The sequence below is a fragment of the Mycoplasma sp. 1018B genome (assembly GCF_024582675.1).
Classification (GTDB): domain Bacteria; phylum Bacillota_I; class Bacilli_A; order Mycoplasmatales; family Metamycoplasmataceae; genus Mycoplasmopsis.
In genome coordinates, this window is the sequence record NZ_CP102084.1 from 109,427 (window position 1) to 122,280 (window position 12,854).

The following is a 12,854-nucleotide window of genomic DNA, read 5'->3' on the forward strand; positions in this document are numbered from 1 at the left end:
TTAACCTTTCAATAATTGAATAGCTTTTATTTTTCCAATTGAATATCATGTTAAAAATGTAGTTATTAAGAAAATAATAAAGAACGTTAATGAAACAATAGCTACATACGAGAATTTTAGAGATATCATTAGAGCAATTGAACCAGCTTGCAACATAAATATATTGAACAAGTATATAAGTAATAAAACAGCAGGTATGGAAATTAAGATTGCTAGAATAATAAATGGAATAAATATTGAGAAAAACATTCTTATTTTTTCTTTTTCTGAATATCCAAGAATAGATCAAATGGCAATATTCTTTTTATTTTCATTAATAATGATTGTTGAAATAATAACAAGAATAGTTAATGATATTAAAATTGTTATTCAAATAATACCTGTAGTAACATCATTAACTGTTTGTCCAATTTTGCTAACAAAACTAACTTCTATATCTTTAGCATCTAAATTTGAAGCTAATAATGAATATAAGGTATTATCATAAATATTAGCAAATCTATTAACAATATCTTTAGCATTTGTTAAATTTGCTTCAAATATATTATCAACGTCTTTATTATTATTTTCAGTATTTGGTTCTAAGAAATTAATTAATTTTTCTTGAGCTTCTTGCAGAGAAAAATTATTTTTTTGTAAATTGGTTACAAATAAACCACCGTGAGGATCAAAAATACTTTTATACATAGCTGAAGCATCATTATCAGTAGTATTAAATGAAGTTAGAATTGATCAATAATTACTTGGAGAATAAAGTGAAGTAGAATTAATAATTTGTTTTGGTGTATTTGAATTAGTTAAAATACCATTAAAAGGGACAAAATTATTTAATTCGCTAGGAACAATATCTTTTAATCCTGTTAAGTTGTTTGCTATTGATTGACTAGTAATCATTTCTTCATTTATAAAAGTAGAGTTAATACCAACTATTTCAAATTGATAGGTTAATTCTCTTTTATTATCAAGAATTTTATCTAAATAACGATTAGTATGATTTTGAATTTCTAAATCAATTATTTGGCCTTCTTTTCATTTATTTTTCTTAGCAACAACTTCGTTTATTATTAAAGGATAAACATTTTCTTTATTATATTGTTTTAAACGGTCAAATAAATCATTATTAGAACTATCAGTTAGTTTAACATATTTTGAATTTAAATTATAGCCGTTAATATATCCTTTATTAGTTTGAATATATGTAAAAGTCTCGTCCATGTTTTTATCAAAATAAACTCCACTAAAACTAATAAAATAGTCATTAATAGTTGGTTCAGTTTTGATTAAATTAGAATTTAATGTTTCTTGGTCAATTTTATTTTGCAATTCTTTATATGCTTCTACTAAGAATTCACGATATTCATTTCTTAAATCTGTGGTTAAAGTTATTGCATTATATTCTTTACCGTTTCATTGCATATAAACAAAATGGCCATTATTATCATTAAATAAATTAGTAAATTTAAAATAATTTTTAATTTCAGAATGATTATTTTCATTCACATATAATAATTCATCATTTTTATTAGGATTATTAATAAAAATGTATTTGTTATTATCAATTATTTTGTTATTTTGTGTTTCTTCTAATAAATTACCTACTATTTTTCTTGAAGAATCAATTTTTGATTTTTGCGTATCTGGTAAAGAATTATATGAAATATCTCATGGGTTAATTGATACACCACTAGCCAATGTTAAATCTAAACTAAATTGAGTAATAACATGAGGATCTAAAATAGTAGGATTACCATTTTTATTGTCTGCGTTGACAATTGGTGAATAACCAGGCGCAAGATAATTTCATAATTCCTGTTGAATTTCTGAAGAAGATCCTAATGGTGTATAAAGTAAATTTTTCAAATTAGAACCATTAAATGTTTTGTATAAACCGGCCTCAATAGTAGGAGTTTGTAAATTTAATTTATATTTGTAATTTCTGTTATTGTAAGTTAAATTTATAGTGTTATTAAATACTCCTCTATTTGAAACTCCAAATAAAGCAGAAGTAGTTACTAAAATTACACTAATAACAAAGGATAATAATTTTCAAATTCCAATGTAACTTAAAATAAAAGAAAAACGTGTTTTAATATTAAATTTTGATATTTTAGCACTATATCAATAAAATAATTTTTTTGTAGGTAAAAATTGAGAACCATTTATTAAAGTTAATGGTTTAATTCTTAATGAAATTAAGGTAATTATGTAGATAATAGTTGCCATGATGAAACACGGTGTAACGATTGTTAAAACAGCAGCTATAGGATTAAATAATAATGTGTTTTTTGGTAAGGTTCAATAACCAGAAAATGTTTCTAAAACTAAAAACTGCATTCTATTACCTATGGCATATCCAATAGCCCCTCCAATTATTGCAGTAGTAATTGCAAAAACAGATAGTGATAAAGCTATTTGGGTTCGAGTATATCCTTGGGCTATTAAAATACCTAAAACTTTATTTTTACTGTTAATATATCTTTGAATAATGAAAATAATTGAAACAATCACTAAGAAACTAAATAATAAAACTAAAGCTGTTGTAGAAACAGAAATGATTTTTATAATATTAGTAATAGTATTTATTCTTAAAGCTCTTTCAGGATTAATTAAATCAGTTTCATTATTAAGAAAAACTCTTTCTATATTATTAGCATTTACAATTGAATTGTCAACAATTGTTTTTATTTCATTTTTTAATTCTTTAATATTTGAATTTTCCGGAGCTTTTACTAACAAATTATCTTTAACTACATTGCCTGCATATGCAGCTTTTACTCTATCAAAACCAAGATTATTAACATATACTAGCGCTTGATGTTTAGTATCAACTTGTAAATTATTTTCATCTATAACAGGATACATATAATCAACTGTAGTTTCTTCACCGATGATAATAAATTTTAATCCGTTAATGTTAATTAAATATTCTTCAGGGATATTAGCTGTAAAATCTTTAGTAACACCGATTCAATTTGGTAATAATATATCTATAGGAATTTTCCCGTTATAAATTTTTTTATTATTATTTACTAAGAAAGCAAAATTCACTTTAGATAAGAAATATTTTGGCAACTGAAAAGCGACATAATCAGTATTAATTTCTTCAAAAATTTTGTTTAAAACATCATATTGAATTTGTAAAACGTCAATTCCAAAAATAGGTTTAGTATTTAAATTTTTAGTATGTTCAAATCAACTAAAATCAATTGTAATATTTTCACCATTGTCTTCTTTAAATGATTGTATTTGATTGAACTCTTTATTTAAATGTTGTGATAATTCTTCATAAAGTAAAGTATTAGTAGGTGAATTTTTTTTACCTAAAATTTCTAAATTTGTTCTTTTGTTTAAAACTAAATAAGCCAAATTGCCATTTATTTGGTTATTATCATTAATACTAGTTTGTGTTTGAGAAACTAAATAAGATAATGCTATTTCTGGAAAAAGTAATCTTAACACAGGATTTAATAATGTTGAAGAGATACCAATTATATCTGTAGGTAAATATGTATTAATTTGATTTGCTAAATTAACAGCAATAAATCTAATATCAAAAAATTCACTTGTTTGTAAATAATTTTCAATAAAATTATTAATCAAAATATAATATGCACTAGTTTTAGGATTATTTACATCTATAGAACTATATTTAACACTTTGAGCAAAATAACCTAATTGCAAAATCAATTCTAATTGGTGAGTTAAAACAAAATTTTTAAATTTAGGATTAATATCAATTAATTGCTTAACTGCTAAATTTTTAAATTCATTATTTATATTCAATTCAAAAATATCAATGGATAGTGGTTGATTAATAAATTTATTTATAGAATAATTTGTAGAATTATTAAAAGGTATATTTGTGCTGTTATCTTCTTGTTTACTTAAAGCTAAAATTTCATTAGAAATAGCGAATTCAATAAAATCTTTAACAAATTTATTTGTTTCTTCAAAAGTCGCATTTTCTAATTGATACATTTTTAAATAAGGAGTAAATAAATTAAAAGCTTGGTTAGCAATGCTGTATTGATTTATTTGTTTTGTTGGTATTAAATTATCAATAATTGATTTTAATAATAACCTAAATGAATTTCCCGAATAGAAATTTTTAGCGTCATTTAATAAATCTGCTCCAGTTTTTAATTTAGTATCAGTTACAAAATTAACTCCACCAATAGCTTGATTAAGGAATAAAATTATCTTATCTATTTTATCAAGAATATAATTTTTATTAAAATCAGAATTTATATTTAAATAAAAGTTTAATAAATTTTGTTCATTAAGCGTTAATTTTCTAAATTCAATAGTATCTAAACTATTTTTTGTTAAATTATTTTTTAATGATAAAAATTCTAATATTAAATTTCGTGTTGAACTATTTATTTGATTTTCATTACCGTTAGTAACATTATAACTTTTATCATCTTGATTTAAAAGAGATAATAAATCATAAAAAGATATTTTTTCATCATCTTTAGCTGGAATTCATACAGTTTGATTATCATAATTAAAAGATGTAGTTTTGCCTGATAAATTTAAAAAAGTAATAATATTTTCTTTAAAACCTTTATCAGATCCTATTGCATGAAACAAACTTTCTATACTTAAAGTTATTAATTTGGCTTTATCTAGATATAAGATATTAAATTTATTATCATTATTAAAATTTATTAATTTAAAATTAGTATTAAATTGTTCAATGAAATAAAAGAAATCAAAGTAATTTATAATATTTTTTAAACCGTTTTTAAAATTATCAAAACTATTATTAATTTTTAATTTGTTTATTATTGAATAAAGATTTGAATTTCAATTGTAATTAGTTAAAAATGTATTTATTAAAGAATTAGTATTATTAGCTAATAAATTTTCAAAATTTAAATTATCAATTAAATTTAATAATGCTGTTTGTAAATTTTTGGCTTTAATATTAGGTATTAAAAGATTTAATATTCTATTTAAGCTAAAAATTTCTTGTGTTTCACTTTGTATATTTTCTTGATATCAATTTAATAACTGTTTAGCAAAATTTTTAGTATCTATTGAATTAATTATTTCTTGAATAAAATCAAAAAGTTTTACAGGATCATTTATGTAATTTACAAATATTTTGCCATAATTATAATTTTGATTGCTTTTTGAATTATTTAATTTATTGAATAATAAGAATAGATTATCAATTTGTTCTGCTAAATATTCTTTTTGTTTTTCTAAGCTTTTTATTGTTGAAATTTCTTTTTTTATAGCATCAATAAAATCATTAATTAAAATATTTAAAAGATCTCCGTTATTATGATTAGTTAAATAAAAAATTATTTTAGTTAAAAAATCATTTATTGTTTTAGAATATATTTTTCCTGTGGTTAATACAGAAGCTAAATTTACATCATCTAATGCTGTTTCTAAAAGAGGAATAATTTTATAAATAATATTAGATTTAATATAACCTTTTTTAACAATATCTAAATCTACAATAATTTTTTCGCCTTCTTTTACTAACGGTGCAATACTATTGTTTTTTAATACTAATTGATTTAATTCATTTTTAATTGAAACAAATGCAAGTGGGATATATGCTTTATCATTTGAATATTTAACTCAACCTGTATCTTCAGTTCTTATATATTTTGTTGCTATTGTAAGATTATTATCCTCAAATCATTTATTTAGATAATTTATTGAAACGCCTTTTTCTCAATCTTGATTAGGATAAAGAGAATAATATTTAATTTGATTGTTTTCTATTATTTCTTTAACCAAAAAGAATTTTTTATCTACTTCATATATTGCTAAATTTAATTCTTTATAATTTGGCAAATCATCGTGTTTTTTTATTTGATTTTGATTTTGTTGATATTTATTTAATCAAATAATTTTTTTGTTAGTTAAATTAGAAATTTCTCCAGTATAAATATTGTTATCATAAATATTTACATAATCAATAACTGTTTTAATATAATTTTTATTAACATATTGATTTTGTTGAATTTCTAAAATTAATTTAGCGGCCACAATTGGTGGAACTTGGAATGTGTTAAAAATATTTAAATGTGTTGGGAAATTATTTAATGCAGTTGGATTAAATAATTCATTGTAAAGTTTACCCACATTAAGTTCTATACCTTCAACTTCCCTTTTATCATCCCCTGCATTTATAAAATGATAAACATTCTTTGCACCGTCATTGTCTACAGCATCAACGGTTATTGTTCTTCTTAAACCAATATTATCTTTTCCAACAAGCTTTTCTATTTTATCAACGATACTATTTCTAGTAAATTTTAAAGAATTGTTTTGAATTATTTCAAATTTTTTATCTTTAACATTTTGTTGGCTAATCGAATTATAAAATTCTATATCATTATTTAATAAATCATCTTTTAAATAAGGATTATTATATTTTTCAATTTCTTTTATATTCATTGAATTTATTTGTTCAATAAAATATTTATTTCTATTTTCATTAGTAATTGGCAAAGTTCTTTTATCGTTTGTAAATAACTTAACAAAATTTAAATCTAAAAAATCAAAATTAGGATTTAGTTGTACAATTGTTTCACGTTCAAAAATTGGTTTATTTTGTAATTTTCATTGATTATTTTCATATATATATTTAAATCCTGTTTCAGTTCTTTTTTTAGTTCAATAAGAAAAAATTTCAATATCATCTCATATTAAATTTCTATTTGTTATTTCAGAAGAACCAAGATTTTCAATAAATGTTTTATAAGATCCTGTCCATAAATCTTTTGCATATATTTTTTCATCAACAATTTCGATGCTATTATCTTCTTTTACGATTCTTTTTGGAATGGAAGATAATAGTTTATCAACGTAACTAATATAATAATTTGTTCTTAAAAAATTATTTTTACTTCTAAGATTAATAATTCAATTTTGATCTAAACCATAATTTTCATTTGTTATAAATTTATAAGTGAGATCTGAATTAACATAATTATTATTTTCATCAATTAATAATTTAGCAAAAAATTCTTTTCTAAACTTAGTTGAACTATCAAAATTATCAAAAGGAGCTATCATTAAAATATTTGATAAATCTTTGTTTTCGATTTTTTTATAAAGATAATTATCATTATTTACTTTATCAAATCCAAGTAATTTCATTATTTTAATTGGTTCAATTCTAATTGCTTGTTGTTCATCAATTCATTTATTACCTAAAGAAAAATTTAATGTAGCAGTATTAGTGTAAACATTAATAAAAATAGGACTTACTTGTGAAGCTAAAATATTATTAGCATTATCAGTAGTTAATCTTAATAAATCATTAATCTGATAATCTTTATCAAAAACAATTAAAGATTCTAAATCAATTGTTTTCTTTGTTTGCTTTTTCTTATATTGATTATTATTTGTTAATTCATAGAGATTTAAATTAAAATTGTTATTAATAATTTTAAAATATGGATTATTTATATCATTAATATTTAAAATAATATTTTCTAAAAAATTAGAATTATTAAAAAAATTTTGTAAATCGCTTTTTGCAAAATATAAATTTTTAAATTGTTCTAAATCTTTGTGTTTTATATTATTTGCTGGAATAAAATCAGTATTAATATTTTCAAAACTTAGTGTATTAGTTCCTATAGGATCATTTTTATAAGAATTTATAATATTATCTAATTCAATTTTTTGAGTTTGATTTAATTGTTTTTTTCATTCTAAAAATGCAGAATTATGAAAAGATTTTTCAAAGTCAATAGAATATTCTATAGGTGAATAATTTGCATTATTTCCTTTTGTGTTTAATTCATAACTACTTTCTCCATTGATGAAATAACCTCCATTAAATGCAAAACCATTATTTGGCAAGTTTAAATCAACATTAATATCGTGCAATTTAGAAAAATTTTTATAATTTTCAAAACTTCTAGTCATTGAATTTTTTACACTAGTTAATAAAGTAAAAATTGCACTAGTTAAAAAAACTAATATACTTAATCCTATAACCATGACTTTATTTTTACTTAATGATTTAAATACTTCTTTAAATAATCTTCACATAAATAACCTCTATGATGGATATTAAAAATTAATATTTTTAATTAGACATATTAAAGTATATAAAATATAATGTTAATTATTTTAAAATTTTACCTTATGAATATAAATTTTTAATAATATTTAGTTTAAATTAAAAAAATATTATAATATTAAAGATATTAAGCCGTCATAGCTCAGCAGGTAGAGCACATCCATGGTAAGGATGGGGTCGCAGGTTCAAGTCCTGTTGTCGGCACCATTTGTTTTAACATCTAACAGAAGCTCAAAAAGCTTTTGTTTTTATATTATTCATAGAAAGGAGGAATTTATATGAAACAAACTATTAACAAAGAATCAAGAGCTGAGTTATTATTTTCTCAAATGCCAATTAAAAAAGCAATATGAATAGTTGTTTTACCATCATTAATTTTAACTTTAATGATTGGTTTATATTCTTTTGTTGATCAAGTTTTTATACAGCAATTCGTTCCTGAAACTAAACCTGTTTTAAGTAGTAATGGAGTTGGTGAAATTGCTAATTATTTAACTATTTCCCAAGCAAGTACTTCTGATTATTTAAATCTATTTAATAATTACAATAAATTAACTTACATTGAAAATGGAATGATTAAACATTTAAATTTATTAGGTAGAATAACTTCTAACACAATTGTTTCTACTACAAACGCAGCTTTTCAACCTTTAATTATTTTTTCTAATTCTATAGTTTTTTTAATACCAGTTGGAGCTTCAGTTTACTATACTAAATGTTTATCTAAGAAATTAGATAAAGCTACTAAAAATGTTTGAGCGACAATGTTTTGATCTACTTTTACTTTATCATTAATAGCTACAATGTTTTCCTTTATTTTTGTAACATCAGGAATAATGCAATTGTTTGCTGGAAAAACGATTTTAGAAATCGACAGAGCTCAAAGTTTAGGAATGTCACAAACAGATTTATTAAGATTACAAGATTATTATGACGCAGCTTACAAACTAAGTATTCAATGAGCTAACGAATATGTTTATGTATATGCAGCAGGAACTATTTTACAAGGCTTAGTAACATTATTTTCTTATTTTATAAGAGCAGAAGGTTTTAATACTTATGTAATGTGAATAGGTATAGGGGCTAATTTAATAAATATTGCTTTAGATGCTGTTTTTATAATAGTTTTTAAAATGGGCGTTTTAGGCGGAGTATTAGCAACAATTATTGGTTGAATTTTTAATTTAAGTGCTTGTTTAATTTATACTTATTTAAAAAGTAAACAAAAGCATTTAAAAATGAATCTTGGTGTTTTATTTAAATTTAAATTTAAATTTAATAAAGATTTACTTATACCTACTATATTGCTTGGTTTAAGTGGTTTTATTAGATCTTTTGGTGTAGCTTTTTCTTTTGCTATGATAAATATTGTTTTATCTAAGCCATCCTTTGCCGATCCAATTCATTTTCAATTTTATTGAGCTAAAGCAACACCAATAATTACTTTATTTTTAATTTCTATTTTTGGTATAAGTGATGGTGCTAGAAGTTTATTATCATACAATTACACTAGAAGAGATTTTCAAAGATGTAAAGAAATATATTTATGAACTCTCTTGGTTTCAGTTGTTTATGCTGTGATAGTTTATATTTTTGTTGCTATAACTGCTGGTAATTTATGAGTTTTAGCATTAAATGTAGATGAAAATTTAATTAAAGATACAGCTAATTTTATAAGAATTTTAACATTAAGAATTATTGCAACTTGTTTTTCTGTTAGTTCATTATTAGTTTTTCAAGGAACAAATAATATTGAAAAATCCATTTTAGCAACTTCATTAGAAAATTTTATAACTTTTTTAATAATTATTCCCATAGGTATAGGTATAGCATATAGTGTTTATAATAGTAATTTAGTAAAAGAAACTGCTAATTGAATTATTATTGGAGCGTTTATTTTTAATACTTTATTTGCTTCATTAATTCTTTTAAGTTATTCATACTATTACATAAGCAAAAAATTACCTAAAATTGATCAAAATAAAATCAGTTGATCAAGAAAAATAGAACATAAATTTTTTGCAACCATAGAAAAAGAAAATATTTAGTTTATTTTTCAAAATATTGTTTTTTTTAAATTTCAAAAATAGACAAAAAGAAGGAAAAAGATAAAAAAAGATGTTTTTTTCCTTCTTTTTGTCTATTTTTGAAAAATTCTAAATATTTTTTAATTATTTATTAAATAAATTTTTTGATAATTTTTATATTAAAACTGAAAAATAAAGTTTTTTTTCAGACTAAAAACACTCTTTTTAATTTTCTTTTTTATAAATAAAAAATAACATATAAAATGTTAATGAAATAATTAATAAATAAGTTAAAAGAATAAATAAATTCTAAAAAGCGAAAGGTAAATTATTTTATGAATAAATTTAAAAAATCAATGTTTGCAGTTGCTACTTTAGCCGGAGTGCTTTCGCCACTTGCCTTGGCTGTAGCATGTACTGATGAAACCAAAAAACCAATTGATGAAAAAAAACCAATTGATGAAAAAAAACCAATTAGTAATTATTCATTGTATGCTAATAATTCTCCTCAATCATTAGCTAAAAGATATGATTCACCAGATATTAAAAACGTTCGTATCGGAGTTACTTTCTCACAAGATGGTCCTCAATGAAATGCGTTGCAAGGAATAATCGATAGATATAATGCTATTGCAACTAACTGAAAAAATCAAGTTGATGCTTGAAATAAAAAATCAGAAAATGACTTAACAGAAGATGAAAAAACTAAAAAAGAAGAATATGAAAAATTCTTAAGTTACTATAGAACTGTTGAAATAAAAAGTTTAGGTTCTGGTGGATACAATGCAGGTGCTGAATCTATTAGAAATATGGTAAGTAATAAGAATAGACAAGAATTAGTTAGTGTTATTTTAAACTATCCAGTTGTTGCTTCAAATTTAGCAGAATCAGGTATGTTGCTAAACTTTGATAGCGAAGATGAATATTTAAGAAATACTTTAACTGATTTTAATCACAATTTTACTGTTGCTAACCAAAGAACATCATATATTTCAAATCAAGGTACATGAGTTATTCCAGGTTTAGTTTCATCAAATGTGCAAGGTGTTAACTCTCCTGTGTTATCATACATTCTTGAAACAATGGAATCTTTAGGCGCAAAAATTGAATTATCTCAATGAGATGCTATTAAAGCAGCTGGTCAAGGAGATAGAGAATCTGTAAAACAACTTTGAGGCGAAAAAGTTGAAAATGCTGAAAGTTTAAGTGGTTATACAATTAAAGATTCAACCTTTACAACATTTAAACCATTAATAGATTTTGCTCAAAAAGCTAAAAAATTATTTAAAAATGCTGTGGACGCAAAATCACAACTTCATATTTTAGGTATAGATGATATAGCAGGATTTTTACAAACAGTAATTTTCTCAGCTGTAGGTGCCGATACATCTGAAATGCTTGTTAGAACCAAAACAGAAGGTGGTAACATTTTAGCTGACTATTCACCAATTAGAAATACTGAATCATTAGTTGGTACTAAAATGCAAGAATTCTACCAAATTCTTGGTGATGCGATTAAAACTGGTGCTGTAGTACTTAAAGGTGATGGAGAATATACTTCTAATGATCAACGTAATCATAAATTTGCTTTAGGTATCGGTTCAACTGCTGGATATACAAACAACTTTGTTCAAGACAACAGATCAACAACTGAATATGTCATTGAACATGAAGGTAAACAATATGCTGCAGTAAAAAGAGAAAGATTCTTCCTTAAAGAAGAACAAGGTAAAAAATATCTTAAAATCACAACAAATTACAGCAGATACCCACAAAATGGAATTTATAAAACTGATGAGATTTCACCTACTTTAGTAAATGATCCACATCAAGATAGATATTCATATTTTGTACATGGTGAAACAGAAAAAGCTAAATTTGATGAATTATACAAATTTGCAGAAACTTCTAACATTACTTCGCAAAATAACAAATATGGATTATATTTATTTTCTACCACTGATGCAGCTTCTTTAGAAGCAGCTGAAAAACTTGCTAAGGAAGATACTAATTTTGTAAAATTAGGTACTGTAACTTCTAGTCGTAAACAAAATGAAGGAGCTGAATTTGTAGCTTATTATACTAAAGATACCGTTTCTAAAATTAAGACAGTTACAAGAAAAGGAACTCAAGTATTAAACCAAAATGAATTGTTTGTTTTTGATACAGCAAATAAATGAGAAAAAGATAGTGATCCAAAAGTTTCATATCTACAAGGTCCTTCATTTATGGGCGTTCATGTAAACGATGAAGTAGATAATGCTACTAGATTATTTGTTAAATTCTTACTTTCAAATAAAGAATATGAATTTGATATTAAGGCTAGAAATAGTACACAAGAAGATCCTAAATTTGATAAAAAAACTGGTAAACCAATGGATATTCTTTCAGCAACTGGATCATATGTATTTCCTTCAAGTGATTTTACAACTAAAAACACTGAAGATTTTAATGCTTATTTAAAAGTAACACATGATAATTTCAAAAAAGTTGTTGAAGCTGACACAACCGGAAATAATTGAGTTTCATATTCAGAAATTGGAGATCCAAAAGCTAATGAATTTAGAAACGCTCTAAAAAGTACTTTTATTTCTTATGCTAAAGCTATAGTAAATAGTGGTAATTTATCAGGATCATATAAAACTGAAATTGTTGATAAAATTCTTGCACAAGCTAAAGATATTTTCCAATAATTAAGTTTGTTAAATATATAAAAATATATAAAATTAAACATGATAGCTCTGCTATCGTGTTTATTTATGAAA

General features: G+C 22.9%; 3 protein-coding genes and 1 tRNA gene. 3 read left to right on the plus strand and 1 reads right to left on the minus strand.

From position 1 onward, the window contains the following. Window positions 1-8,031 (minus strand): ABC transporter permease, encoded by an 8,031-nt coding sequence (locus NPA14_RS00595; RefSeq protein WP_257076062.1) that lies wholly within the window; start codon window positions 8,029-8,031, stop codon window positions 1-3. Window positions 8,032-8,193: 162 nt separating this feature from the next. Here NPA14_RS00595 and NPA14_RS00600 point away from each other — a divergent pair. From NPA14_RS00600 to NPA14_RS00610, 3 genes are all read left to right on the plus strand, one after another. Beyond that, window positions 8,194-8,269, plus strand: a tRNA-Thr gene (locus NPA14_RS00600). Window positions 8,270-8,340: 71 nt separating this feature from the next. Next, a complete protein-coding gene (locus NPA14_RS00605; protein WP_257076063.1) occupies window positions 8,341-10,110 on the plus strand; it encodes an MATE family efflux transporter in 1,770 nt (589 codons plus the stop codon). Between the two features lie 314 nt (window positions 10,111-10,424). Next, window positions 10,425-12,782, plus strand: coding sequence for a P68 family surface lipoprotein (locus NPA14_RS00610; RefSeq protein ID WP_257076064.1), 2,358 nt, complete (start codon window positions 10,425-10,427; stop codon window positions 12,780-12,782). Window positions 12,783-12,854 lie beyond the last annotated feature (72 nt).